Raw genomic sequence first — 26,650 nt, 5'->3', positions numbered from 1 at the left:
CCTATTCAAGAATTTCTAAGCGTTCTATCGCTTGATTAAGTTCTTGATTATCTCCTGACAATCTTTTTAATTCATCAATAATAGATTGTCTTTCTTTAAATTTTTTAAAGAGTTGTAATTTCGTTTCATACTCTTCTAATAATTCATCTGTTCGTTTTATATTATCATATACTGCTTGTCGACTCACATGAAATGTCTCTGCAATTTCACTTAGTGCATAATCTTGTAAATAATATAACTCTAAATAATTGCGTTGTTTTTCAGTTAATAAACCTTGATAAAAATCAAATAAGTAATTCATTCTCATTGTTTTTATAAGTTCATTATTTTCCGTCATTTTGATCAGCTTCTTCAGTAGTATTTTCAACAGATTCATTCGCATCTATCATATCTGCAAATAATCCATAAACATAGCTTTCTGCATCAAATGGTTGTAAGTCATCAAGTTTTTCACCGAGTCCTACAAATTTAACTGGAATTTGTAATTCATTACGTATCGCTAACACGATACCACCTTTTGCTGTTCCGTCAAGTTTCGTTAATACGATACCTGTAACTTGTGTCACTTCTTTAAATGACTTAGCTTGTGATAATGCATTTTGTCCAGTTGTCGCATCTAATGCTAATAATACTTCGTGAGGTGCGCCAGGTACATTACGATCAATAACTTTTCTAACTTTTTGTAATTCATTCATTAAGTTTGCTTTATTTTGTAATCGTCCTGCAGTATCACAAATTAAAATATCAGCCCCTCTATTTTTAGCAGCATTTACAGCATCATACATAACTGCTGCTGGGTCAGAACCTTCTTTTTGACTAATTACTTCTACGCCAACACGTTCTCCCCAAACTTTCAATTGCTCAATAGCACCTGCACGGAAAGTATCTCCAGCTGCTAACATAACTTTTTTACCTTCTTGTTTATAACGGTGTGCTAATTTACCAATTGTCGTCGTTTTACCAACACCATTAACACCAACCATTAATATAACATTTAATCGGTCATTTTCAATATTCATTCGATCAATATCTTCATCATCTTGTACATAAATTTCGACTATTTTTTCAACGATGACTTCTCTTAATTCAGATGTTTCACTAATATTTTGGCGTTTAGCTTCCATACGTAATTCATCAACAAGTTCCATAACTGTGTTAAATCCAACATCTGCTTGAATTAACATTTCTTCTAATGCTTCAAAGAAATCTTCGTCAACTTTACGATACACTGCTAATAAATCATTTAATTTATTTTGGAAGTTCTCTCTAGATTTTTCTAATCCTTGTTTGAACTTAGCACCAAGTTGTTCTGATTCCCATTCTTCGAACTCATCTAATGACATTAATCCATCGTCAAACTGAACCGCTTCAGGATTTTCTTTTTCATTAGACTCAGGTTCTAAGTCTTGGACTGGTTGTTCTTCTTGGTTTTCAATCTCTTTGTTTTTTTCTTCACTAGGAGAGAATCTATCCTTTAATCGTTTAAAAAAACTCATGATTGTAATGCCTCCAATTCTTCTTCTTTAATTGATTTTAAGTTAACACTCACAAGTTTAGAAATGCCCGCTTCTTGCATTGTAACACCATATAAGCTATCCGCGTATGACATTGTACCTTTTCTATGTGTAATGACGATAAATTGAGTTTCTGATTTGAGCTGATCTAAATATTCTGCATATCTTATGACATTTTGTTCATCTAATGCAGCTTCAACTTCATCTAGAATTACAAAAGGCGCTGTACGTGCTTTTAATATCGCAAAGAGTAAACTAATTGCAGATAGCGCACGTTCCCCACCACTAAGTAGTGATAAGTATTGTCTGTTCTTACCTGGAGGTTGTACGACAATTTCAACACCCGCATCTAAAATATCTTTGTCTGTAAGTTGTAACTCAGCACGTCCACCATTGAAGAGTGATTTAAACACATTTCCAAAATGATGATTCACTTCATCAAATGTTTCTTTAAATCTAGTTGATACTTCGCCATCCATTTCTAATATGACTTGTTCTAATGTTTCTTTTGCTTCTAATAAATCTGTTCTTTGGTCACTTAAGAAAGTATATCTTTCATTAACTTCTTTAAATTGTTCAATCGCATTTAAATTTACATGTCCAAGTTCATCTATAGACATTTTCGTTAATTTAACAGTTTTTCTTGCTTCTGAAATATCTTCAGGCATTTCATACAATGATTGTGCTTTTTCAAAAGTTAATTGGTACGTTTCATTTAAGTGTGTCAATTGATGTTCAATCATAATATCTATTTTCGAGTGCTTACTAACCATATCTTGTAATCCTGTTTCTAAACCAGAAATACTTTGATGCATAGATTGCGTATCGCGCTCTATTTGCTCGATTTTTTCTTGAATAGATTTATATTTATCTTGATCATCCATCATTTTCGTTTCTATTTCTTGCTTTTTAGCTGTAAATAGTTGAATTTGACTTTCGACTTTTTCAAATTGACCGCTACCCATATAATCATCAGAATTGATTAATTCAATTTGGTCATTAATCTTAGTTAACGTATGTTCATATTCGTTTAAATCTTCTTTAAGTCGTTTCTTATCTTGTTCTTTCAAACGATTTCGTTCTTTTTCAACTGCAAGATTTGAACGTTTTTCATTTAATGTATTTTGAATAGTTTTTTCACTATCTTTGCTATGTGAAAGAGATGCATTTAATTGATTGATTTCGTTATCAATTTTCTCTATATCTTGTTTAATCGTTACAAGTTTATTTTGTTTTTCTTGTAATGTTTCTTGACCTTTCACAAAGTTATAGCCATCATTTTTTTCAAATTCAAACGTTTCATTTTCGTCTTTTAATCGTTTTTCTTTAGCTAATACTGCATCTAATTGTAACGTTACCTCATGCTCTTTAGCTCTTAATTCAGTACCTTTTTCTTGTGTTTCAGTTAATGACTGTTCGATATTTTGAACTTCTTGTTTTAATGCTTTAACATTCTCCTCAATTTGAGTTGTTTGTTGCATAAAGTTCTGATACTTATCTTCAGTCGTTTTCAGTTCATCTTTTTGTGATAACAAACTTGCTTTCTTCTCTTTGCCACCACCAGTCATAGCCCCGCCTGGCGTAATCACATCGCCTTCAAGTGTCACGATTCTATGCTTGAACTGAATTAACCTCGCAAGTTGATTGGCAGTTTCTAAATCTTTAGCAATAATTGTACTACCTAACAAATGCTCTACAATATTTCGATATTTCTCGTCATATTTAACACCTTCAGAAGCTACTGTAATGAAGCCTTGTTGATCATTAATTTGCTCGATAACAGATTGTGGTATAAATCGTTTTTTAACCACATTCATTGGTAAGAAAGTAGCACGACCTAGTTTTTTATCTTTTAAATATTTAATCGCTAAACGCGCATCTTTCTCTTCTTGTACAATAATGTGTTGCAAAGAAGCACCTAGCGCTATTTCAATAGCTGTTGTCAATTTCGAAGGTGTATCGATAATTTCAGCAACTGCACCTTCTATACCATTGAGTGACTTTTCTTTCAGCACATGTTTAACACCAGAATAAAATCCGGAGTATTCATCTTGCATACTCTTTAACGTATTAATACGCGTCTTCATTTGTTCTGTATAACGGTACGCTTGATAAAGTTTTGACTCCGTATCTTTATATGCTTGCTCTTTAGTTTTTAACAACTTATGGTCAGCTTTATATTTTTCAGTTGTTTCTTGAAGTTCTTTTTCAACAGATTGTAGCTTTTCTGTATAAGTTGATTTATCTTCCCAAACGCGTTGAAGTTCTTCGTATACTTCTTTTTGTCTGCCATCTAATCTTGATTGCTTTTCTTGATGTGTTGCTAATTTGTCTTCTAAAAATCTAATATCATTATTAATGTCTGATTGCTCTGTCATTAGTTGATAATAACGATCTTTCAGTTGTTCAATTTTCTCTTCAAATGTACCTTCTTGATTCGATAATTGACCTTCAAGTCCATTAATTTCTTGCACTAATACTTGATATCTATCTTTAAATTCTTTTAGTTCTGCATCAATTTCTTTAATTTGTTCAGTAATTTTGTTAATTCTCGTTTGAGAAGCTTGCTTTTCTTCTTCAAGTCTTTCATTTGTCGCATCACTATTTTTTTGACGTTCTTTTAAGACTTCTAATTGACCAGTAAATCTTTCTAATGATTCAGTCGCTTCAACTAATGCCTTGTTATCATTTTGTATTTGATTAGAAATCTGATCTCTCGATTTTTTCTTTTCATTTAATTCAAATGTCATAGCGTCTAATTCATTTGTTTTTTGTTCTTTTTGATATTGAAAATGCTCAATTTCTTGTTCAAGCTTTTTAAAATCTTTATTTAAACTTTCAATATCATATACCGTTACAGTAATATCACTCTTTTTCATTTCTTCTTTTAAAGCAATATACTCTTCAGCAATGGCAGCTTCTTCTCTTAGAGGCTCAACTCTAGCTTCTAAATCGAATACAATGTCTTCAACACGATTTAAATTTTGTTCTGTTTCGTCTAATTTTTGCGTCGCTTCTTTTTTACGTTTTTTATATTTTAATACGCCAGCTGCTTCTTCTATGAGATATCTTCTATCACTAGGTTTAGCATTTAAGACTTCATCAACTTTACCTTGAGATATAATACTAAAAGCTTCTTTACCAAGACCTGAATCTAAAAATAGATCAAGAACTGATTTTAAGCGTGTTCGTTCTTTATTTAAATAATATTCACTGTCACCATTTCTATATAAGCGGCGTTCAACTGTTATTGTATCTTCATCTATATTTAATTTTCTTGAATGATTATCCAATGTTAATTTTACTTCTGCATATTGGCACTTTTTACGTTCTTTCGACCCGTTAAAGATAACATCTTCCATCTTAGATCCACGTAAACTTTTTGCTGATTGCTCACCGAGAACCCATTTTATAGCATCCGTAATATTACTTTTACCACTACCATTTGGGCCGACAATAGCTGTTACACCATTATCAAAGTCTACATGTGTATGTTCAGCAAAAGATTTAAATCCATATGCATCTATTGATTTTAAATAAACCATAAACTACCCCTTATTGACCATTATTCAACGCTTTTTTAGCAGCATTTTGTTCTGATTCTTTTTTCGTTCTACCTTTTCCTGTTTCTAAAGGTTTGCCATTTAATAGTACTTCAGAAGTAAACATCTTGTGATGTGCTGGACCACTTTCATCTAATAAATGATACGTAATATTGCCTTTATTATGACGATGCATAAATTCCTGCAATTCTGTTTTATAATCACGATTCGCAGTATAATTTTCATCAACGACATGTGGAAATACAACTTTTTCTAAAAATTGCTCAACAATTTCAAGTCCTTTATCTAAATACAATGCACCAATAAATGATTCGAATGCATCGGCGATTAACGATGGACGTTCACGACCACCTGTTTTTTCTTCACCTTTACCAAGTAAAAGTAATTCGTTCATATTTAAACTCATTGCAAATGTTACAAGTGATGGTTCACATACAATTGATGCGCGCAGTTTAGTGAGCTTACCTTCTGGAAGTAATGGAAATTTCTTGAATAAAAACTGTGACACCGTCAATTCTAACACCGCGTCTCCTAAGAACTCTAAACGTTCATTATGACTTAATTTATCTAATTTAAAGTCATTAATAAAACTTGAATGCGAGAATGCTTGAACATAAATATCATATTGTTCAAATTCGATATCTATTTCTTTCATAAACGCATCGAATTGAGCTTTAAATTGTGCTATGATTTGTGCTTTATTTTTAACCATGCCTGTCCTCCCTAATATTATGTTTCCTATCTATTTTACGTTATATTTCATAAAAAAAAAAGAATATTATCATAAACGACAATATCCATTGACACAATATATAAAACGTCTGAACAAATTGCTTTGTTCAGACGTTTATATTATCTTATGTAATCATCATGGATTGCTTAATTTGGTCTTATAAACCACATTTCAGTTTCATAATCATGCGTGATACGTTGTGCAACTTCTGTCTTGTCAGCACCGCCACCATACCAATTTTGATCTAAACTTGTAAATTGCATGACGTTACCATCTGCATTACCGTTTAACACAATCGCTGTATGTCCAGCACCTGATCCGAAATCTTCATTAAATACAACGACATCTCCTGGTTGTGCTACAAATGATGGTGTATTTTTGTACACTGTAGCTTCACCACTAAAATTATTAGCAGTTGGAATATCTTTTGCATAGTCACCATGTAAACCGTGACCATATAAATAATTCCAATAATAATTCACTAAATCAAAACATTGCCAACCGTAGTAGCCATCAAAATCCCAACCCTTGCCTTCCAATGAATAAACATAATTCATGGCAGCCGTTGAAGATTTTGCAACTTCTTTTTGGACCTTGCTTGATTTCTTATCGTAATCTCTATGTTCAACCTCTACGTTCTGTATCTTAGGTGTCTTGTCTTTAGATATATCACTACCGCCGCCATCCTTAGCGTCAGCATGCAAATTCAAATTCAATGCAGTCAAGCTCGTAAATGCAATAGCTAACAATAATTTGCTTTTAATCTTCATACATCCCCCTAATAAATATGTATTATATATATTCTTAAATAATATATTAAAACATTTTATCATATATAAAGTATACTGGATAGGTTATAAAGATTAAGTATTGATTACAAATGAACAACCCTTTTTCACTTTTAAACAAAAATAAAACGCCCGTAGCCAATGGCATACGGGCGATAGGAATCTTATTATTTTTCTAATGATGAAATACATGTGATTTTCGCATGAGTTTACGGGTGTCCAAGTATAGTAATTAGCAAACTTGAACACAGGTTTTATCCAATGATTATTTCATATTAGTTCATATGAAAACAAACTTTTTGCCCCCTTTTTGCCCCCTTATACATAAACATACCTTCCCTTTACGAAACAGAACATTTGTTCGTATAATGATACTACTAATTATATGTGAGGTGTTTAAATTGAAAATCATTAATCCAGGCTTACCAGAGCCCTACAAATATGAGACTGATTACAGAAAGATACCTAGTAAATATCTTAATAAGGATATACCAAAAGGTAGAACAATGATTAAATGGCAACCTTTTGCGACTATGCCCCAGCAGTATGAAACTATTAAAGGTTTTATTGAAGACCAAAACAAAGTTGCTAAGCCAGTATTTGATGAACAAACGTTACGTGATTTAAACGATGTATTAGCACAGAAACTTTTTTATGATCCACCAGCACTTATTAAGTATTGGGAAAATGGATATTATAAATCTATTGAATGTGAGATAAATAGGTTTGATAGTGAACGAAATAAGTTAGAGGTAATAGAGAATGGTGAGAGAGTGCTATTGAGTATGGATTGTATTGTGGAGATAGAGTAATATTATTGTATCTATATGAAAAAGGAGACAGATTAAAAAATGATAATACCTTTACTTACAATACTGATATCCCTAATAGCTTTATTTGTAAATAATTTCATTACTATACGAAACAATAAATTACAGATAGAAGCTAATGTAATAACATCTTCAAGAGTTAAATGGATACAAGATGTGCGTGATTCTTTAGTTTTATTAAACAAGGAAAATAGTTACTTTAGACTAGAAAGTTCGAAGATTGCCCGAATCGAATATAATGATGATAATTATAAGGAATATGAAGATTCCTATAATAAATCATACCTAAATACCCAATCTGCAATACAACAATTAAGAAATTACTTTCCTATAAAAGCTGATGATTTGGAAGAATACAAAACATATAATGATAAATTGAGGAAGAGTAAGATAACAATTGATTTTGATATTGCAATTAAGGAGTCGCAATTCTCTCATATAAATATTAATTATTTATTAGATATGTATGAAATCGAATTGGATTATCTCCATATTTATTACGCAAGTGGAAATCCCGAGTATTATAATAAAAAATCTTACGAAAATAAATTCAAATATGATCCAGAACTACAACTCGAATATACTGCAATAAAAGAAATATCGGAATGGGTTAATAGTTATTTAAAAAACGAATGGGACGAAGCAAAAATAATTAAATTAAAAGAAAATTCAATCTTAGATTTCTTAAATAATTTATTTTCAAAATAAATAACCCACCTAAATTTGGTGGGTTTAGTTATATCTCCATATCTAGAAATTATTTTGAAACTATTATAAGATATACTTTAAATATTTATTTTATCCATAAGAATAAATTAATATCTACTCTCCTTAAATATAGTAAAATTATGATAATTGTATTTATTTTGGGAGGTATATTATGGATATAAAAAGCAACTTATTTATTTCTAATATGAAATATAGTGCATTGTATACAGGAGAAGAACAATATGATATTGAATATATCGACAATTTGGTAGAAATTAATGATTTCTCTGATAATAATTGGTCAATTTTAATTCAATTGATAATTGGTGGTTTAGATAATATTAAAAATACCATCAGAGATAATGATGCTATTGCTTTGCTTACATATTCAGAATTACATAATAATGAATATAGATTTGATGGTATGCATGCTACTCAAATAAAAAATGATAGTGGTATCAAGAAAGACTTTGGAATAGGTCTTCCTAGTTTTATTGAATTAGATAATGTAAAAAGGACTTACTTAAAAATACTATATTTACCAAACGCTTTAAATGAAAATAATTTATATAACGATCCTTTCTATTTCATATTAAATGACACTGAAAATGAAATAGGCAAGTTTACATTCCCTTTAAGGTTAATGCGAAGAGGTGTAAATTAATGAGTAATGAAGAACAAAAAGTTATAAATCATATGTTTAAAGAAATAGAAGGAACTAGCATTCCAACTAACTCATCATTTAATAAACATGATATAATGGTATTAAAGAAATCAATTAGAGAAGTTTTAAAAGAAGAGAATTTTAATAAGAAAGAGGTGGGTACAATGAGCGAATATATTACTAAAGATGCTTTCGAACAATTTGAAAAAAGAATTGATGGCAAATTCGAAGCGCTTGATAAAAAAGTAGATTCATTGCCCTCAAGTTCAGATATAAAAGTTATGTTATTAGAAAATAATAAGGAACTAAAAAAGGAATCAAAACAAGATAGAAATACAATTATAGGATGGATGATTGCAATTGTTGGTGTATGTATTACTATAGCTAAAAGTTTTGGTTTCATCTAGTTCACAAAAAATTAACCCTACCTAGTTTCCGCTAGATAGGGTTTTGTAATGTACGACGGTTCAGTTATAACCAAGCAATAGCTAAATTGATTATACCATGTTTGCTACTTAAAAGTACCCCAAGCACTACCAACTCGTTGTCCTTTACCATTCGACTTACCAATTGGCATATAAACAGTTGCACCACTGTATACTTCCCAACTAATCCAGATATAACCTTCATAGTCTTGTATTTCATTGTAGTTAACAGATTGACTATATTCTAATCCACCAGCAATAGGATTATGAATACTTGGTCCTTTATATCTTGTAACGATTCCATCTTTAGCTTTGCAAGTAAATGTACCTTTTTCTTTTTTCCAAAGAATATCGTATTTGTTTTTCTTCCAACCATTTCCAACATTTTTAGAAACAACTGTATTTGTTTTAGCTTGATTTGGTTTAACAGTTGATGGTTTTGTTTCTTTCACAACCGCATCAGTTGATGGACTACCTGCAGGTAATGATGGATCGTTATAATACTTTGTAATTTCCTTAATGAAATAATCTTTTAACTGATTAACAATATTAGATGGTGCAGCACCTTTTGTAACTGGATTCCAACCTGTATGAATTGTCATACTTCTATGTGGACAAGCAGTTGGTACAAATTCAGAATGTAATCTAATTGTAGAACGATTAACAGGTAGACCATAATAAAGTAAATCAGCAGCTGCTTTTTTAAATGTTGCTTGTTCGTTTGCTAAGAAATTTTTATCACTAGCATTTAATGACTCATTCACTTCATAGCCAATATAACTATTGTTACCTTCTTGATTAGCTGTATGCCATGCAACACTGAACGTATCAATCGCACGCCAAACTGTATTTCTATCAATATAGTAATGAGCAATACCAGCTTCATAACGAGCAACAGAAGTGCTTTGAAGATTATTATAATCTTGTTTAGCAGTAGCGCTACCTGCTGTATTATGAATAACTACACCCTTTAAATTGCCTGAACGATTAGCCATTTTATAGTTAATCGTTTTATTAATCGTTTCTATTTTAGTTGCTTTTTTTACTGCACCTTTTTCAGCATCTTCATATGGTGGTCTGATAACACCTAAAAAGTCTGTATATTCATGGTCTTCTACAAATGCTGCCGGACTACCCGTGTTTAAGTTAGCGTTAAACCAATTTTGGTCTATACTATTAAAATATTTACCATTAGCTTCAGTTACAATACCTGTATGACCGTGCTTTCCTCCAACTACAAAAATATCACCAGGTTGAGGTATTTGATTTTTACCTTTAATAACTTGGAAACCTTTTGGCCATTTATAATTTATAAAGTCTTTTGCATCTCCTGTTGGATGAACTTTCCAATGCTTTTTAGTAAACTCAATTATAAAAGTTGCACATTGTGCGCCATATGGTTGACCGTCTGTAAGTCTATTCCCTATATTACTTACTGCCCATTTAACACCTTCACGTTTTTTCATTATTTAAAACACTCCTTTTATTGTATTAAAAAAAGCCGACTATTCAGTCGACTTTACTTTGGTTGATGATATTGTTGTGCTTGTTCACTATCTTTGATACCACGCGTTGTCGGGTCTTGTACTACGCCTAATAGCACCAACACACCTAACACACTGTTAACGATATTCGTTATTTGGTCTGTATACACTGTGATGTCGTAATCGAATGCGCCAGACACTTGTTGAGCAAATAAAAGGATAGCCGATATAATGGCTACCCAAAATGACTTTTGTTTAATACGCACTTTCCAGTTTATTTTCATTTATATGCCTCCTTATTCTTTTTCATGTAAATCAAACGATATAATATAATTGTCGTAACCTGCACCGTCGAAATTTTCTTCTGAAATATTTCCGTGTAAAACACCATCTATTTCAAATATCGATTCAATTTCAAACCTTTTTTTGTTAGGTTTATAAGCTGACCAATATCGACCTGTTCTTTTTAATGATTTGCTATCGTTATGAACTTCATATTCAATGACACTAGAAAAATTAGAATTTTGTTGTATCATCAAATATTTACCATTTACAAACCTATTACTTTGATGTGTTGATACTTGATTATACAAATCATTAAGTAACTCTTTTCTATCGTTTACTATTTGTGGATTACTAATAATTGTGAATAATTTAGTACCTATAATTTCTCTTGGAATATCTAGATAGTTATTAAAAATTTCGAAATTATAATACTGCCCTACACAAAATGCACCAAATTCATAACCAACACTTGTTTTTTTGAAGTAATCAATAGAACTTGTTTTTATAGTGCTATTAGTTTCGCTTTTGAGGGTTATTATACCAGTTCCAACACGAGCAGTTTTTGTGACTATATTTATATAAATAGGAACAATTGTAGGTTCATATAAATGAGCGACATATAATAAGTACTCATTACCAAATTTTCCGACAACACTCATACCGTTAGCATGTCCCATACTTACGCCTAAATCACCCTGTGCAACAAAACTATTACTCAAATTATTGATATCTATAACCTGTATACTTTTAGCAATATCATTATCATTATTTTTGATAACAGCACCAAAAATATAGCCATCTTTATAGTCACACCCTTGAGTCACTAAAACATCGGGTTCAGGAAAAGTATATTTTCTACTGAACCCTTTATTAAAATTTACAGGAACAACCTCTCCTACTGGATAAGAAATAGAACCCCCAAAGTACTGACTTATCTTATCTCCATTTTTATCAAATTTAACATTAATAGATCCTGACGAAGTTACTATAATATTCCCTGTGTATTGTACTGCTTGACCACCTGATATAGAGGTTATAACTGCTCTTGTTGTTACAAGAGGTTTTGGAACATTCGCAGGTAATTGTGCGATTTGTGTATCTGCACTTGTTATGTTGTTAGCTGAGCCGTCACTTACTGCTTGGAGTCTGATTGTTACATTTGCTTGATTATAGAAAACATCTAATTCTGAACCAGCAAATGGTTTAGATGTGCTAAGTTTGAATGAATATAACTTAGATATTAAATCTTTACCGTCTTTACCATCTTTGCCATCTTTACCTTTTTGTATTTCCACAGTAGAATCATCTGAGAATTCCACTAATGTATTTCCGTTACTGTTTATTGTGTTGGATTTCACAGTGATTGACTCTCCACTATCGCCTTTTATTTCTTGTTTTTGAGAAGTTGTTAAATCGTTAAACTTTAAATCTTTGCCCTTAGGTACTACGATAGTTGTATCATCAGAAAATGTCAGTACTATATTTCCTTCGCTATTAGTATATTTAGATCTTACAGTTATTGAATCGCCATTAGCTCCTCTAAATAACTCTGGTTTACTTTCCAAATGAGTTACCACATCATTATTCAATTTTTGTTCAAAATCATTACCTAAAATTTCTATGGCATTTTCTCTGACAATTTTCCTTACGCTATCATCCACTATATTTACCGTAATTTCTTTGTCAATAACGTCAGTAATACCACTATCTTTTATGAAGAAATGGAAATTTGCAATGTGGACTGATTGTGTTTCGTTTTTAAGAAATAATTTAGCATTTACTTTACCTGGGTGCTTGATAACTCTTTCACTTATTTTGTACTGAATGATACCTTGTTCTGGTAATACAATATTTATATCTTCGTCAATAAAAATAGACCCATCACTATGTAACAGGTCTAATTTAGGTCTTAAGTTTGTATTACTTAAATCAACATTGCGTTTATTGTTCTTTATGGTAATTCTAATAGAACTGGTACTAATATCTTCTGTATAAAAATTAGCGTCAATATTACCAATATCAACATTACGTTCATTGATATTAACGTCAATATCTTTATTTTTATAAATTGCCATTTAATCACTCCTTATAATAATTGTGCAAGCCCTAGTGCTGCTGAACCTAATACAGCAATTCCACCAATAATGGCTACCCAGATATCTTTATTGTCTTTCTTTCGTTGTTCTACGATATTTTTAACTTCTGCAATGTCTTCAATGTTTGCTGACGTTTTATACTCTAAATCTACAACCCGTTGTCCGAATTCAGACATGGTTATATTTAAAGATTTTAGATACTCGTTACTTTCACTCTGTTTATCCAATGTTTGTTGTTGTAATTGTGTTTGTAGTTCAATTTTTGTAGATAATCGACTGTTTAAGTTTGAATGTTTCTGATCAACTTCATTTATTCTTTGATTTAACTTTCCCTGTCCTCGTTCCCATTCATAACGTGGAACGTAGTATCTATCATCTTTTTCCATTGCGTTCTGCTCCTCCTAAAAAGGCGATATAAATATAACCAGTCGACAACGTTAGATATTGAACAGAAAAGAATAATGGCGAACCATTCGACATACTAGCTGCCGACATTAGAAAGTGAACAAAACACGCACCTACACCACCGAATAACATAAAATTTTGGCATAGATTACTCAACTTAACTCTTGGATAAAATATAGCTGCTAAAATGAGTGAAACACCGAATAACATGAGTAATATCGCCCACACTTGCAAAGGTAATATTTCATGCATACCTTTATATAAAGGCGATTCGTTTATTACTGTACTAAATGTTTCAAACCAATATACGGAACGTTCAATTGAAAACAAACCATAGAAAATCATGAAACCTACTGCTAACTTGTCGCTAATATCATACTTATTCATACAACACCCACTTTCTTTGTTTTATTTATATAAAAAAGACACTGAACTTAATCAGTGCCTTGTGGTTTATTCAGGTAAATCTTCACCAGTGATTTTTTTGTACTGCTCTTTCGTTATGCAACCGTAATCGTAATAAATTTTAATATCTGTATTTGTATAACAATTAATATCATAAAAATATTTTATACTTTCAAATGGTGGAAACATTAGGCATTACCTCCGTATTCGTTTTCTAGTTCTGTTACTTTCATGACTGTATCTGCTAAAGTCTTTTCGGTAATCTTTAATTTATCTTCTAACTCTTTTGTTTTCATATTACCAATCATCATTTGTAACTGTAGCTGTGACACCAACATCTCTAATACTTTAGGCTCGATTGGTGGTTTAGATTGATTACTTTCCCACTCTTCTTTACTTGTACCTATCCATTCATTACCATCATAGTAGAACGGTTGATAAATACCTTCTGGTGGTGCTACTTCTGTATATTCATCGTTTGGATAAACGTATTCACCTTCATCGTTTAACTCAACTATGAAAGGTGTACCGTCATATAAATAAACTATTTTCATTTAGTTCCCTCCTTAATCGTGCCATACAATTTCGGCATACATGTAATTTGTATTATTCCAATTCGTGTTTTCACCGTTTATATAAAAGTTTACTTGTCCATTGGGTCTTACAGTGATATAAGCACCGTACCAACTCACACCTGAACTAACTCTAATAGGAAAAGATTGTGCGTTTTTACAGAAGTTATTAGGTAATTGTGCCACTACTTGACTATTTGACAAATTGCTCCCGTTTAATCTAAGTAATCGTTTAGTCATACTCCCATTTGTAATTGTTCTATAAGCGCAGTCAAAACCATTATCTCCTACATTTTTATATGCTGTATTACCAGTAGCGCCATTAAGGAGTTGTAATGGAATCCAACCAGTATCACTTTGGTTAATAGTGAGTTCTTTCCAACCTCTATCTTCACCTTTATGGACATTTTTTTTAAACATCCTGCCATCATAACTTGTTGTAGCGATAATTTGCTTTATATTGTCATAAGCAGTAACAACATCAACATTCCAATACTGAGCATTATTATCCCCTCCATATGGTGGGTTTTTCATATTCCACATTTGATAAAAACCTGTACCAAGTGTTATTGGATCTACATTTGAAATTCTAATTCTATCCCCATTGTCTTGTAATAATTTGAACTTTTGCCATTGTAATTCATTCAGTTTATTATCTACATCTGTTGGTTGAACGAAGCTATTTTCTTCAATCGCTTGGTTAAATTCATTCAACTTATCGTCAACATGTACAATGGTATCGTTAGAAACATTTTCGATACTGTTTATATTTTCCTGTACTTTGTTATTCATAGTTGAAATAGCATTATTTTTAGCAGTATTCACATCACTAATAGCGCTTGTAGTTGTATCATTAATGTTCGTTTGTGATTGTGAAATCAGATCGTCTATATAGTTTTTACCGTCAGTTACAGTTTGATTGATTTGTGTAATTGCTTGGTCTTTAACATGTATCATTTCTGCAACATAATCAGCACCATTCGCAATAGCTCGTTCAATGTCTTCTACACGTTGTAATATTCTTGCTTTTAACTGATCAAACATTCTTATATATTCAATCTTCGTGAATGAAGAAATTTTATTAATCAACGCGTCTGCAACTTCAAAAGTGAACTCTCTAAAGACTGCTACCTCACTATTTTTAGGGTTATTATCAACATTATTCACACCAATATAAACTTGACCTTTTACTTTTGTATCAGTACTAGCTTGTAAGAATTCTTTATCAAGTGTGATACCAACAATTCCGTTTAACCCGTCTATTACTTCTAAATCTATAACATCAGATACACTACCATTTGCTGATTCGAAATAAGCGTATGCATCAATGTTGATATCGCTAATTTGCAAAGTACCTTTCGAGTTATACAACTGAAATTCAATTTTTGCAGTATTTTCATCTAAATTATAAAAACCAACCCCTAGATCAGAGATTGGTTTTAAATATGGTTCTGCTTTTAATCTAAATAAGGCTTTTTTGTCTATACCATTTACCATGTCATCACTCCTTATTTTATTAATACGACTGCTACGCCATATCCTTTTTCACTATCGTACGGTTTTGTAATTTCTAACACTCTGTAATGACCGTTAACATTGTCACGAACACCTATACCGTTATCAGATTTGATATAGTCGTTAGGTTTTAACTCTCCCTTAAATCTTGTGAATACTTGTCCAACTAAACCAACTACATTCCACTCTGGACGTTCTGAACGTGGGATATAATCATCTTCATATTCTACGTAATCTGGATTAGGTATTGGTACTTCTACCTTTTCTGAATATGTTACACCTTCATCATCTTGCCATTCTTTAGTTTGCCATTCAGTAAGTGTTACACCGAACTCATCTTTTAAGAACTTGTCCTTATGATGGAACATTTGGTCACCTAAAATTACGCCTGCTGTACCAGATATAACACCAATTGGTTTATCATTAATTTGTGCTTTTCTGATAAATCTACCATCTAATGTTACGATTGTACCGTTTGGAATTGCTTGTCCACTTTGACTTTCAAAATACTCTGCATAGTCCCCAAAGTTTTGACCAGATGAAACTGTACCTTTAGTTTTGACGTTTCCTGTAGTACCTTTAACTGTAAATGTCGTATTTTCTGTTCTTGCACCATCTGTACCATACCCCATTGCGAAGATATAGTTTTCATCTATTTTTAAGCCCCTACTATTAACAGCAGTTTGACAATACTTGCCTGGAGAAGTTTCCGATTCGAGTGAGTTAAGAACTGAACTACGTGATCCATACGCTTTACTGCCTGCACCTGAACCTGCCACCCAACTTCTATCACTCATAGCATAACTGTTACCTGTACTTGCAATTACTGCCGAACGTGTTGCAACTGCTGCACTACCTGTTGAGCCACCACTGAAACCACCCTTTGTAACAGTTGGTACAGTTTTGTATAATCTGGAAGTGATGTCGGCAGCATTTGTATAACCTTCAGCCATTACACCTATAATCTGCATCGTATTGTTATAACTAAATACGCCTGTTCCTGTACCATTACCGATTAAATTACCACCAATAATCTTCGTATCATATACTCTTGAACCGTTGGCAATACCAGTATTAGCCGACTTATAAATATTAACGTTTGATATCGTAACTTTTTTAGGTCTATTACCTCCACCGAAAATTTTAATATCTTCGCTCGCATTTATGAAACCTTGAATATTAATACCGTTAATTGTAACGTTCTCTGCTCTGAATTGTATTGTCACAACTGGTTGTCCTGCTGTAAATGTACCGTCGCCAATCGCTGTAAAGTTATTAATTTGAACATTTCTATATGCAGATATAACTAATGCTCTAGGGTCTGAGTCTAGATACACACCGTTTCTATATGGCGTGATAGATGTGCAATTATTCAACATTACATTAAACGCAGTTTTGGATTGCGTATCTCCTGCTCTATGGTGTCCAATATGTCTAATGTTGTAAGAACGGTTGTCCTTAACTGACATATGGTTATTGACAAATACGCCTGTTGCAGCACTAATTGGTCCATGACCTTTAATTTCAAGTCCACCGAAGTTTTCTTCTGTTTTATTACTGTCTAAATAAACATATTGTGAACCATCGTCAATCTCAATACCGTTGTTGTTTCCTCCACCTTTGAATGGGTGGTGTGAGTATGAGTTTGTGATGTATAAGTATCTACTATGATGTGTTGTGATACCGTCATCACCAAAGGCATAAGTTTCACAATTATCTACCCAGATATATTCTGATTCTAAGTGTCTTTGTACACGTACACCGTCACCAGGATAACCATATTCATCACTTGCGTATGTCACATCAATACCATGTAATAGTGCGTTGAATGATTTGATATTTTTGATAAAACCTTTTTTAACACCTGCAAATCTAACGTTAGATGAACGTGAGCCACCAGTCGCTTTTAATGTGTCACCCTGTCTTGTTCTGTTACCGTCCACTGAAAAACCTTCAATTCCGATATTTTCAGCTACACCATTCATATCTAAGTTTGTAACAACAATACTTTCTGCAGGTGCTTCATCTGAAAGTTTAAGAATTGTTTGTTCTTTACCTTCTCCACTTAAAATTGTGTTATTAGGCAACTTCAAACCACTTACTATATAAGTTCCTTCTGTCATGTGTACATGTCTGCCACCATTAGCAAATGCTTTTTTAAACGCCTCTGTACTATCTTCTTGTCCTGTTGGATCTGCACCATAATCATTTACATTGATGATACGTTCAATCTTTTCATTTAGCGTATTGTAATTACTTTCCATTGTCTGATTAATCTTATTAAAATCATAATACAGACGCTCTGACAACACGTTAAACGGTGTGCTATCAATGGCTACATGACTATCTGTTAATTCTTGTATACCGTCACCATTATGTCCTAAGACTAATCCTTCTATTCGACTACGTTGATAGTCTAAATGATCTGATACGTTAGTTAGTTTATAGTCAATGTTCTTAGCATCATGTGCATGTTTATCACTTTTATGTTTATTGAATACGTTCAATATTTCTTTGAATTTAAAATCGATAGACTCAAATTTTTGAATAATCATCTTTCTGAACTTTTGACCTATTTCAATAGGTAAATTAAATTTCATTATTCGCCCTCCTCTGGTGGAATGATTGATGCTTTCAGTATCTCTATATCTTGTTTCATTTGTACATTTTCTGTTTCAAGCGTAGAAACTCTTGTTTGTAGGGTAGAAATCGTTGTATTTAAACTTCTAATGATTTGTTGTAAATTCTCTACATCATCGCCATTATCAAATTCTTCTAAACCTAAGATTGCGTTAACATGTGTCATAGGGAAATAGCGCTCACCATCAGTATCTTGAAGATATCTAATATTAATTTCAGCCATCTAATAACACCACCCCTACACTATCGGAATATAAATTAGGCATAACAAAAGTCGAGCCTCCAAGAGTACCCGACTTGATTTGTTTATCTACATTTTTTATACGCTTATTTATCGACTGTTGTATCTTGATGATATCAGTTTTCTTATTACTAAAATCTACTTCAACAGGTAAATTTAATAATGGATGTGATTCCGTTATTTTGATGACTTTCAACATCGTGTCAAAACCTAATCCAGTATGTTTGAAATAAACGAGATCACGTTCTGTAATTTGTTCTGTATCTAGATAGTTAGTGGATAACTCGACCACTGGTTCATCGTTTAATTCTTGAATAAGTTTCTTGCGTAATTCTGCTTTATCAAGAATATTATCATCATAGATTGTTGCTGCTTGCTTAGGGTTGTTCTTATCGTAGTATGGTGAGTAATAAGTGTCGCTCACATGATATAAGTCCTCACCCTTCAACACTGCTGTTAAATTTAACGTTGTAGACTTTTCAGTACCAACATACATTACTGGCGCTGTTTTATATTCTTTAACGTTAGGGTCTGCACCACGATGTACTGCTTTGAATGTATGCCAACCTTTACTCAAATTACGAGCAATAACAATTTGTTCTGACCTAGCTGTATGGCTATAACAACTATAACGACCGATTAACTCATTATCTAAATAGACATCTAATAAGCCACCACGTGATAGTTTTTTAAGCGACCATGTAAGTGTTTCATTACCCCATTTGCACTCAAAACGTTTCTCATAGCTTGCACCGACTACTTGTGTGCGCCAAGTACCCTCTTTGAAGAACGTGCCATTGTACGTTAAGCTAGGCGGTTTAAATGGACTGTAATTCTTTGTTTCTGAAGTTGACTTCTTCTTGCCATAACCTTTAACAAATGTTTTCTGTTTTTGTGTATTAACCGATACTGACGCCTCGTCTACGTTATATCCACCTATTAACTCAACATCAGATGTTTTATAGTACGTATCCTCGTCATAGATATAGATTGTTTTGTTATCAGCATGAAAGATATATCCAAATAGTTCAGCACCTTCTACTAGAAACTCTATACCGTTCTTATCGCCGACTTCATCAATCGCAATACGTTGGTCAAACTTACCGACAATCTTATATGAATAACCTAGCTTATTTCCTTTGAAACCGAAGTCTAAATATTGCTGTAACGTCCATGTTGGCGACGGTAATTCTTCATCACTGTCGTTATTCATTTCTTCTGATTCCAAATCTTTGTCGATGTAATGATTCTGAAATTCATACATAATATGATGTGCTACAACATCGTTAGTCAATGTAACGTTATCACTTTTTGGATCAGTCGTTTTAATCACATATTGTTGACCACGCCATAATAAAATAGCCTCGTTTTGTATCAAATCATATATATCTGGTGCGTAACTTGTTTTGAATGCAGTAAACGATATAGAACGGCTTGCATTTTGTTCACGTTCATATTTGAACGATGATAAATCGTAATCAATTAACAATTCCGAAAATGTGTTAGCACTATTGGTAATAATTAAATTATCCATTTAATCACCTACCTATAAATAAACGGGAATATAAATTCAGCAGTTGGCTCTGTTATATCCGTTCCGATTATTTCAATATCGTTATATCCAGGTGCTAGTGTTAACCATTCATGATTCGTATCTATGCCGACACGTTTACCGTCTATCGTTGGATATATACCATTGATAATGATTTGTTTGCTTTTAGTGATGGCTTTCTTGTATTCGAACACATCGCCTGTTGTACGATTAATAAGTTTAAAACCTTTAGGCGCATTGACGTTAAGTTTAATAATTAACTTATGTCGATGTGGAAAGGGTGCAATCGTGTCAGATGAACCATTGAATATTTTAAAGCTAGTTGTATTATGCTTGTATTTAATATCGTCATTCACAAGTAAACCATTACCGAACTGCCATTTGTCAGAAGTTTTGTCATATTGGTTTGTTTCATACAATGATTCGGAGTATCCTTTGTTACAAGTAAATGTAATTGTAAAATCACTATGTCTTATAGTTAATGGTTCTTTTTCTACTTTAGGAGTTGGAGCAACAAAATACTTGATTCCTGGCATTTTACTATGGACAACATAATATGGTTCTCTGCTTTGTAGTTCGTTTTCAAGTTCAAAACAAAACAAATCCATATCCGTACTATCTACACCTGTATATCTAAAATGTAAATTAAGTTCGAATGGTCCAAATGTTGTGGTTCCCATTAAAGCGCCGTCTACTCCACTTATCTCTTGAATAAAAGTATTTCCATTCACTTCATGTTTATCAAATCCAATAAAATCAAAACCGTCTTTCTCCATGAGATTGACGGTTTTATTGTTGTTATATATTAATTTAACCCATTTTCCATTATCACAATTCATTTACCCACCTCCTAATACATATGAATTATTGTTATACATAGAACCTTGTCGTTTGCTTACTTGTTGAGCAACTCTTTTACCGTCCATGTATACATTTGTATCCTTATTAGCAATTCTATTTGTATCTCTATTGTTGATTTGTTGTAAGCTGTTACCTTCATTGATTGCTGTAAGAATTCCATGAAGTAATTGAGCATCTTCTGAGAATCCAAGCATTTCTCCTGTTCTGTCCCAAATTACTTTGCTTCGTGCTTTCATGGAAGGATCATGACTAATTACAGATTCACTAAATCCACCTTCAGCTAACCAAGCTATTTCTGGGGAATTGATTATTCCACCATTTGCATAACCATGACCATGACCAATAACATCTAGTAAACTGCTTCCATATGTTTTACTTGCATAGTTCATTCCTGCCACTAAGTTGTGTACTGGATTCCAAATATCACCCATACCTTTTCCTTGATTGGCTTTGAAAGTACCAGGTTTAACTTGCACAAGTCCCATTGCGTTTCCGTCTGCTAGTCCGTCATTTCCACCCATTGCTCTAGCATTACCACCTGATTCAGTTTCAATCTGTTTCATCCAAGCGTTGATATATTTCTGAGTTACAGGGAGTTTGGCGATTTTTAAGGCAGTTATGACATTGCTTAACATGCCACCTCCACCACCTTTAGATGGATTATCTTTCGCCCATTTCAATGGGTCAATCGCTTGATTATTACTAGCATAAGAAGTTCCTTTATTTACTTGCCAGTGAATGTGAGGACCCGAACTATTACCTGTAGAACCAACTTCTCCAAGTTTTTGTCCTTGTTTTACCATATCCCCAGCTTGAACTGATCGTTTATTCATATGCATGAAAATATGTCCCATGCCTCCACTTGCAACTTGAACTTCATTACCGCCACCGTATGGAGATGACCAGGCTTTAACTACACGCCCCGAAACTGAAGATGGAATTTTAGTACCAGTATTAGCACCGTAATCTAGTCCATAGTGACTTGGAGGATTGAACCCTCTAACCCAGTGATAAGCTGGATTATTAGCAAACGGATTGGATCCACCTCCACCACCGTCTGACGCGTCTACAAACCATTCCATAACTTTTTTCTTCAAGCTATTTTTCAATTTGTTATAACTGTGTTTAATAATATCTCCATATACTGCTTTGATATCATCAAAATTCACACCAAATTGATTCATTACCGTATCGACTAACTTACTTGGATTTTCAACATAATCCCAAGCATCTAATGCAACTTTACTTCCTTTAGCAACTAGTTCAGCAGTCTTTTTAGTCCCGTATGATTTCAAATCATTATATTTAGAGTCTAAAGATGCCAAACCTACTTGTAGTGCATTTGGTCTCTTTTCTGCTTTATGCTTTTTATGTGGCTTATCACCTGTACCATTATGAAAAGCTGCAATATTTCCATTTTCAATCATACTTTGTGTATTTCTACCGTTGATTACTTCCATTCCTTTTCTCAACGGAAGAACTACATTTCGACCTTTAGGCGCAAATAATGAGCCGTCTTTATCTCTTATTAATTCTTGATGTCCATTACGACCTTTCCCGTTACCTGGTCCCTTGTCATTAACCATTGCTAAAGTATCTTCTTGTAATTGACCCTTTGCATTTGTCTTAACAGATTTACTTCCACCAGTACCAGTAGATAATTTGACTTCTGGTATTTCATTTTTGATAAGCTTTTTATTCATTATCTTATCCGATAAGGTATTAATACCTTTAATCATTGCGTTTAAACCTTTGATTGCACCATTAGCAACACCATTACCAACTTTTTTAGCAATCGATTTAAAGCCACTCACTGAGTCAGATAAGAAGTTTTTAAGTTTATCTATCCATGACTTACCTTTGTCATACATGGCTTTAAAACCATTCACGACATTATCTCTTGCGCCATGTGCTAAACTTGTCACTCTCTTTTTAATATTCGTAAAGATATTTTTAGCACTTTCAAACAATCTGCTGAATATTTCTCTAGAACTTTTAGACATTCCTGAAAACTTATTACGTACGTTAGTCCAAATATTTTGTGCTAAATTAGTAATGAAGTTTTTCATTTTCGTCCACAAATCACGGGCATATTTAGATAAATTGCTAAATATTGATCGTGTAGATTTACTTAATCCAGTAAATTTATTGCGAACATTGTCCCATATTGACTGACCTAATGAAGTAATTTTATTTTTCAATGAAGTCCACAAATTCTTACACCAATCAGATAAATTTGTGAAAATTCCACGAACCGATTTATTTAAACCAGTAAATTTAGTTCGGACGGAATTCCAAATTGATTGTGCAGTTTTACTGATGAAGTTTCGTATAAAAGTCCAACCTTTAGAAACGACACCCTTCAACAGACCTAGTCCAACTTTAACGACTTTGAGTATCTTGCCGACAAACCATAATTGGACTAAATTCCATGCTAGCTTCACTGCACCTCTTAGTATTTGTACAATGCCCTGCCATACGCCTCTCCAGTTACCTGTGAGTAAAGCAGAAAATACTTTGATGATACCGAGTATAATATTTGTCGCACCTTGTATCACGCCTTTTATGTTCTGCCAAACGGATACAATCAGTAATCTTATGGCTGGCCACAAAATTTTCATCAAATTCCAAATTAAAGTCATGATTGGCTTTATCACGTTACCCCAAATGAATTTGAATGTTGTAGAAATGAAACTACCTACATTTCGTAAAGCAGTCATTATTTCAGTACCATTTTTAGCCCAAAATGAACTAATTTGTGATCCAATTGATTTTGCGAAATTACTTATTGCGTTAACAACTTGATAGAATGTTGTTTTAACTTTTGTAGCAAAATTAGTCAGTCCTACAACTACATTTGGTGGTAAAATCTTACTTAGTGTTATAACACCGTCTTGACCATTTCCTTTAAACAATTGGAAGAAACCTTTGATAATATTACCTATCGTTATAAATGTTTGTTTAACGCCATTAAGCGCAGCATTAACGATATTTCTGAATGTTTCTGATTTCTTATATGCAACGACAAATGCAGTTCCTAAGGCAATGACTCCTAACGTTATCCATCCAACTGGTCCAGTAAGCGTTCCTAGTATTGCACCTAATTTAGGGAATACTTTAGTAATACCGATTATTGCACCTTCTGAACTTTTAGCAGCAGTACTAAATTTAGCAAAGAATTTTAAGAACTTGCCAAACGGTCCAAATATAGCGCCAATTATTCCAGTTAACTTACTGAATATCATTAAGACGGGACCAAGTCCGATAAGTATCAATGTACTCCATTGCATAATACTTGCTATGAGTTTTTGAGTGTTTTTATCTAAACTGTTATACCATCCTACAATACCTTTGATACCGTTAACGACTTTATCAAGCACTTGCCCTAGAGTTTCTCCCCACTTTGCAGCAGTACCTTCCATTCCGTCAATAGCAGTAGTTAAATCATTCATTAAAGGTTTCATTTTACTGAAGAAACCTCCACCTTTACCACCAGCATCTAAGAAACTAGCACCAAGTCGTCCAACTGCTGCCCACATGTTAGCAAGAGATGCAGTAAAGGACTTTTGTCCCATTTTTTTAGCTGCGCCACCGATATTTGTTTCGATAGCATTTAAGAACATCTTACTTGAAATTTCTCCGTCGCTTGCCATTTTAAATACTTCATCAGCAGTAACGCCTGCTTCCTTAGCAATCCATTGATAAATAGGTATACCACGTTCAGAAAGTTGTTGTAACTCTCCGTTATAAGCTTTGTTCGAAGTTTGGACTTTGTTAATAATAGAACCCATTTCTCCCATGCTTGAACCAGCTATCGCTGCAGCATCGCCTGTTAAACTTAAATATCTAGTAAGTTCTTTGCCTGGTTTAATTCCAGCTGCAACTGCACTAGATGCAGTCGTCGCAGCTTCACCTAATCCGAATGATGTTCCTCTAACTGATTCTAAGGCGTTATCCATGATTTTTTGTACACTTTCACTACTATGTCCTAAACCATCTAACTTAGCCTTAGCGTTATCAATTTCAACTAAACGCCCAAAACCTTTACCAATAGTTATACTTGCCAAAGCACCACCTGCTATCATTGCAGGCTTTGTAATTTTGTTTGTAAGGTTACTACCTACTTCTTCTGATTTTTTAGATATATTAGTGAATACTGAACCAACCTTTTCAAAACCTTCGCCCGTTTTGAACACTCTATTCATGCCGCGAGTCATGTTCTTTTCGATGTTTCTTGCTGCACGATCAGATGCTTTTTCAATATCATTAAGTCGATTAACGATAGCATTAAACGACGATTCCATACCACTTTTATCAGCACTAAATTTGGCTTGCAACTCCTTAATAGTTGCCATAAGACCCCTCCCTTCTTTTATTTATTTTTTAATTTACATATTTTGTTCGGCACGTTTTCTAGCTTCAATTTTCTTTTGTACTCTTTCATTCCATTGATATTTCTTTTTAGGTCTTGAAGATTTTTCAACTTTCTTTTTAGGTTGAATATCTTTCAAGAACTTCTTAACGTTTTTCATATCGTCTTTAGACTGAGGATTACTATTTAACATTGCGATGAAATTCATATAGTAATCAGCTTGCTCTTTTTCTGCTTTACGTTCTTCGTTTTCGAAGTGTGTCATTAAATATGCTAGCAACTCACTAAAAGGCGTGCTAAGAACTTCATCACGCCCACCGAGTTCTTTGCTTAACTTGTATATGACGACTTCTTCTAATTCGATGTCGCTGGCATTACTTCGTCCTTCGTTTGTTCCTTCTTCGGAAACAGAACTGCCAACACCATTGAGAAGGAATCTTTTGACTTTTTTAATCGTTCGATTAATTTAGGAATATCATTGACTTCAATAACTGCATCGATAATATCTAAGAACGTATAAACGTTTTGTTGACCAATTACATCGGCATTGATGTTAGATGCTTGTGAAATTAAGTTTTGTAATGAATCTGGTGCGTTCTCTAACACGATTTCAAAAGAACCTAATACATCTTTAAAGAATTGAGCGCCTGCTCGTTTGAACGCCTCTGAACCGTCATATTGAAAAACATTTACTTTATCATCGTCACTTTTAGCTTTTTCAAGTGCTTCTTCATAAAGTCTTCTATTCTCTTCATTGATTTCATTACGTTTAGCGAAGAATGTATCTACTGCACTCTTTAAGTGATCATTTGTATTAATATCTTTAACTAATTTATTTAATTCTCTTGATACTCTTTTGATTTGAAGAATATTCATTTCTTTGATTTCAACGTTTTCAGTTACTAACTTGTTACCTTCATATGTTTTAATTTCTACTTGTACCATGTGTCATTTCTCCTTTGATATATAAATTAAAAAACAAATAAAAAAGAGTGAG

The 26,650-nt window shown here is 33.0% G+C and carries 24 protein-coding genes; 4 read left to right on the top strand and 20 right to left on the bottom strand.

The genetic code is table 11. The features are described from left to right. Position 1: 1 nt before the first annotated feature. The 5 genes from LQ611_RS04920 to LQ611_RS04900 all read right to left on the bottom strand — a co-directional run bounded on the left by LQ611_RS04920 (position 2) and on the right by LQ611_RS04900 (position 6,580). Positions 2 to 337: a putative DNA-binding protein gene (locus tag LQ611_RS04920; protein ID WP_025905303.1), complete on the bottom strand. Its 336-nt coding sequence runs from the start codon at positions 335 to 337 to the stop codon at positions 2 to 4. Continuing rightward, positions 324 to 1,496, bottom strand: coding sequence for a signal recognition particle-docking protein FtsY (ftsY, locus tag LQ611_RS04915; RefSeq protein ID WP_025905302.1), 1,173 nt, complete (start codon positions 1,494 to 1,496; stop codon positions 324 to 326). Before ftsY ends, LQ611_RS04920 begins: the two co-directional genes overlap by 14 nt. After that, the gene (smc, locus tag LQ611_RS04910; RefSeq protein WP_107565450.1) at positions 1,493 to 5,059 is read right to left on the bottom strand and encodes a chromosome segregation protein SMC; all 3,567 of its coding nucleotides are present in this window, start codon (positions 5,057 to 5,059) and stop codon (positions 1,493 to 1,495) included. The genes ftsY and smc overlap by 4 nt, the downstream gene beginning before the upstream one ends. A gap of 10 nt (positions 5,060 to 5,069) precedes the next feature. Beyond that, positions 5,070 to 5,789 carry a ribonuclease III gene (gene rnc, locus LQ611_RS04905; RefSeq protein ID WP_025905300.1) on the bottom strand — a complete coding sequence of 240 codons (720 nt, stop codon included), beginning with the start codon at positions 5,787 to 5,789 and terminating at the stop codon, positions 5,070 to 5,072. A gap of 167 nt (positions 5,790 to 5,956) precedes the next feature. After that, the gene (locus LQ611_RS04900) at positions 5,957 to 6,580 is read right to left on the bottom strand and encodes a CHAP domain-containing protein (protein WP_107565449.1); all 624 of its coding nucleotides are present in this window, start codon (positions 6,578 to 6,580) and stop codon (positions 5,957 to 5,959) included. 419 nt (positions 6,581 to 6,999) lie between these two features. Between LQ611_RS04900 and LQ611_RS04895 the strand changes: the two genes are divergently transcribed. The 4 genes from LQ611_RS04895 (at position 7,000) to LQ611_RS04880 (ending at position 9,207) form a co-directional block, all read left to right on the top strand. Then, positions 7,000 to 7,410: a YolD-like family protein gene (locus LQ611_RS04895; protein WP_239709432.1), complete on the top strand. Its 411-nt coding sequence runs from the start codon at positions 7,000 to 7,002 to the stop codon at positions 7,408 to 7,410. A 39-nt stretch (positions 7,411 to 7,449) separates the two neighbouring features. Next, complete coding sequence (locus LQ611_RS04890) at positions 7,450 to 8,136, top strand: hypothetical protein (protein ID WP_239709430.1); 687 nt, start codon at positions 7,450 to 7,452, stop codon at positions 8,134 to 8,136. Positions 8,137 to 8,308: 172 nt separating this feature from the next. Then, the gene (locus LQ611_RS04885) at positions 8,309 to 8,800 is read left to right on the top strand and encodes a hypothetical protein (RefSeq protein ID WP_239709428.1); all 492 of its coding nucleotides are present in this window, start codon (positions 8,309 to 8,311) and stop codon (positions 8,798 to 8,800) included. After that, on the top strand, positions 8,800 to 9,207 hold the full coding sequence (locus tag LQ611_RS04880) for a hypothetical protein (RefSeq protein ID WP_239709426.1): 408 nt from the start codon (positions 8,800 to 8,802) through the stop codon (positions 9,205 to 9,207). The genes LQ611_RS04885 and LQ611_RS04880 overlap by 1 nt, the downstream gene beginning before the upstream one ends. Positions 9,208 to 9,311: 104 nt before the next feature. On the opposite strand, the gene LQ611_RS04875 is transcribed toward LQ611_RS04880, so the two are convergent. The 15 genes from LQ611_RS04875 to LQ611_RS04805 form a co-directional block, all read right to left on the bottom strand. Further along, the gene (locus LQ611_RS04875; protein WP_239709425.1) at positions 9,312 to 10,691 is read right to left on the bottom strand and encodes an SH3 domain-containing protein; all 1,380 of its coding nucleotides are present in this window, start codon (positions 10,689 to 10,691) and stop codon (positions 9,312 to 9,314) included. Between the two features lie 53 nt (positions 10,692 to 10,744). After that, positions 10,745 to 10,993, bottom strand: a complete 249-nt coding sequence (locus tag LQ611_RS04870; RefSeq protein WP_204256355.1) for a phage holin — start codon at positions 10,991 to 10,993, stop codon at positions 10,745 to 10,747. Between the two features lie 12 nt (positions 10,994 to 11,005). Further along, positions 11,006 to 13,069, bottom strand: coding sequence for a BppU family phage baseplate upper protein (locus LQ611_RS04865; protein WP_239709424.1), 2,064 nt, complete (start codon positions 13,067 to 13,069; stop codon positions 11,006 to 11,008). 11 nt (positions 13,070 to 13,080) lie between these two features. Beyond that, positions 13,081 to 13,476 (bottom strand): hypothetical protein, encoded by a 396-nt coding sequence (locus tag LQ611_RS04860; protein ID WP_239709423.1) that lies wholly within the window; start codon positions 13,474 to 13,476, stop codon positions 13,081 to 13,083. After that, positions 13,463 to 13,882: a hypothetical protein gene (locus LQ611_RS04855; RefSeq protein ID WP_239709422.1), complete on the bottom strand. Its 420-nt coding sequence runs from the start codon at positions 13,880 to 13,882 to the stop codon at positions 13,463 to 13,465. The genes LQ611_RS04860 and LQ611_RS04855 overlap by 14 nt, the downstream gene beginning before the upstream one ends. A gap of 66 nt (positions 13,883 to 13,948) precedes the next feature. Next, positions 13,949 to 14,089 carry an XkdX family protein gene (locus LQ611_RS04850; RefSeq protein WP_239709421.1) on the bottom strand — a complete coding sequence of 47 codons (141 nt, stop codon included), beginning with the start codon at positions 14,087 to 14,089 and terminating at the stop codon, positions 13,949 to 13,951. Then, positions 14,089 to 14,454: a hypothetical protein gene (locus LQ611_RS04845; RefSeq protein ID WP_239709420.1), complete on the bottom strand. Its 366-nt coding sequence runs from the start codon at positions 14,452 to 14,454 to the stop codon at positions 14,089 to 14,091. The genes LQ611_RS04850 and LQ611_RS04845 overlap by 1 nt, the downstream gene beginning before the upstream one ends. Positions 14,455 to 14,466: 12 nt before the next feature. Continuing rightward, positions 14,467 to 15,969 carry a phage baseplate upper protein gene (locus LQ611_RS04840; RefSeq protein ID WP_239709419.1) on the bottom strand — a complete coding sequence of 501 codons (1,503 nt, stop codon included), beginning with the start codon at positions 15,967 to 15,969 and terminating at the stop codon, positions 14,467 to 14,469. Positions 15,970 to 15,980: 11 nt separating this feature from the next. Further along, entirely contained in the window at positions 15,981 to 18,587 is a 2,607-nt protein-coding gene (locus tag LQ611_RS04835; RefSeq protein ID WP_239709417.1) for a peptidase G2 autoproteolytic cleavage domain-containing protein, read from the bottom strand. Then, on the bottom strand, positions 18,587 to 18,850 hold the full coding sequence (locus LQ611_RS04830; protein ID WP_239709416.1) for an ELKS/Rab6-interacting/CAST family protein: 264 nt from the start codon (positions 18,848 to 18,850) through the stop codon (positions 18,587 to 18,589). The genes LQ611_RS04835 and LQ611_RS04830 overlap by 1 nt, the downstream gene beginning before the upstream one ends. Next, positions 18,843 to 20,402, bottom strand: a complete 1,560-nt coding sequence (locus LQ611_RS04825) for a prophage endopeptidase tail family protein (RefSeq protein ID WP_239709415.1) — start codon at positions 20,400 to 20,402, stop codon at positions 18,843 to 18,845. The genes LQ611_RS04830 and LQ611_RS04825 overlap by 8 nt, the downstream gene beginning before the upstream one ends. A gap of 8 nt (positions 20,403 to 20,410) precedes the next feature. Beyond that, positions 20,411 to 21,259: a phage tail domain-containing protein gene (locus tag LQ611_RS04820; RefSeq protein ID WP_239709414.1), complete on the bottom strand. Its 849-nt coding sequence runs from the start codon at positions 21,257 to 21,259 to the stop codon at positions 20,411 to 20,413. Further along, positions 21,260 to 25,636, bottom strand: a complete 4,377-nt coding sequence (locus LQ611_RS04815) for a peptidoglycan DD-metalloendopeptidase family protein (protein WP_239709413.1) — start codon at positions 25,634 to 25,636, stop codon at positions 21,260 to 21,262. Between the two features lie 33 nt (positions 25,637 to 25,669). Beyond that, entirely contained in the window at positions 25,670 to 25,918 is a 249-nt protein-coding gene (locus tag LQ611_RS04810) for a hypothetical protein (RefSeq protein ID WP_058612495.1), read from the bottom strand. A gap of 89 nt (positions 25,919 to 26,007) precedes the next feature. Further along, positions 26,008 to 26,598: a hypothetical protein gene (locus tag LQ611_RS04805; RefSeq protein ID WP_239709412.1), complete on the bottom strand. Its 591-nt coding sequence runs from the start codon at positions 26,596 to 26,598 to the stop codon at positions 26,008 to 26,010. Between the last annotated feature and the right edge of the window lie 52 nt (positions 26,599 to 26,650).

Source organism: Mammaliicoccus sp. L-M44, assembly GCF_022386355.1.
Taxonomy (GTDB): domain Bacteria; phylum Bacillota; class Bacilli; order Staphylococcales; family Staphylococcaceae; genus Mammaliicoccus; species Mammaliicoccus sciuri_A.
This window is presented reverse-complemented; position numbering and strand designations above follow the sequence as displayed.

Bases quoted from the DNA above. Each gene is read 5' to 3' on its own strand.
- LQ611_RS04820 (WP_239709414.1), bottom strand. From the start codon at position 21,259: ATGAATTGTGATAATGGAAAATGGGTTAAATTAATATATAACAACAAT.
- LQ611_RS04805 (WP_239709412.1), bottom strand. From the start codon at position 26,598: ATGGTACAAGTAGAAATTAAAACATATGAAGGTAACAAGTTAGTAACT.
- LQ611_RS04860 (WP_239709423.1), bottom strand. From the start codon at position 13,476: ATGGAAAAAGATGATAGATACTACGTTCCACGTTATGAATGGGAACGA.
- rnc (WP_025905300.1), bottom strand. From the start codon at position 5,789: ATGGTTAAAAATAAAGCACAAATCATAGCACAATTTAAAGCTCAATTC.
- ftsY (WP_025905302.1), bottom strand. From the start codon at position 1,496: ATGAGTTTTTTTAAACGATTAAAGGATAGATTCTCTCCTAGTGAAGAA.
- LQ611_RS04865 (WP_239709424.1), bottom strand. From the start codon at position 13,069: ATGGCAATTTATAAAAATAAAGATATTGACGTTAATATCAATGAACGT.
- LQ611_RS04850 (WP_239709421.1), bottom strand. From the start codon at position 14,089: ATGTTTCCACCATTTGAAAGTATAAAATATTTTTATGATATTAATTGT.
- LQ611_RS04815 (WP_239709413.1), bottom strand. From the start codon at position 25,636: ATGGCAACTATTAAGGAGTTGCAAGCCAAATTTAGTGCTGATAAAAGT.
- LQ611_RS04890 (WP_239709430.1), top strand. From the start codon at position 7,450: ATGATAATACCTTTACTTACAATACTGATATCCCTAATAGCTTTATTT.
- LQ611_RS04885 (WP_239709428.1), top strand. From the start codon at position 8,309: ATGGATATAAAAAGCAACTTATTTATTTCTAATATGAAATATAGTGCA.
- smc (WP_107565450.1), bottom strand. From the start codon at position 5,059: ATGGTTTATTTAAAATCAATAGATGCATATGGATTTAAATCTTTTGCT.
- LQ611_RS04870 (WP_204256355.1), bottom strand. From the start codon at position 10,993: ATGAAAATAAACTGGAAAGTGCGTATTAAACAAAAGTCATTTTGGGTA.
- LQ611_RS04830 (WP_239709416.1), bottom strand. From the start codon at position 18,850: ATGGCTGAAATTAATATTAGATATCTTCAAGATACTGATGGTGAGCGC.
- LQ611_RS04825 (WP_239709415.1), bottom strand. From the start codon at position 20,402: ATGGATAATTTAATTATTACCAATAGTGCTAACACATTTTCGGAATTG.
- LQ611_RS04920 (WP_025905303.1), bottom strand. From the start codon at position 337: ATGACGGAAAATAATGAACTTATAAAAACAATGAGAATGAATTACTTA.
- LQ611_RS04900 (WP_107565449.1), bottom strand. From the start codon at position 6,580: ATGAAGATTAAAAGCAAATTATTGTTAGCTATTGCATTTACGAGCTTG.
- LQ611_RS04875 (WP_239709425.1), bottom strand. From the start codon at position 10,691: ATGAAAAAACGTGAAGGTGTTAAATGGGCAGTAAGTAATATAGGGAAT.
- LQ611_RS04880 (WP_239709426.1), top strand. From the start codon at position 8,800: ATGAGTAATGAAGAACAAAAAGTTATAAATCATATGTTTAAAGAAATA.
- LQ611_RS04840 (WP_239709419.1), bottom strand. From the start codon at position 15,969: ATGGTAAATGGTATAGACAAAAAAGCCTTATTTAGATTAAAAGCAGAA.
- LQ611_RS04810 (WP_058612495.1), bottom strand. From the start codon at position 25,918: ATGACACACTTCGAAAACGAAGAACGTAAAGCAGAAAAAGAGCAAGCT.
- LQ611_RS04845 (WP_239709420.1), bottom strand. From the start codon at position 14,454: ATGAAAATAGTTTATTTATATGACGGTACACCTTTCATAGTTGAGTTA.
- LQ611_RS04855 (WP_239709422.1), bottom strand. From the start codon at position 13,882: ATGAATAAGTATGATATTAGCGACAAGTTAGCAGTAGGTTTCATGATT.
- LQ611_RS04835 (WP_239709417.1), bottom strand. From the start codon at position 18,587: ATGAAATTTAATTTACCTATTGAAATAGGTCAAAAGTTCAGAAAGATG.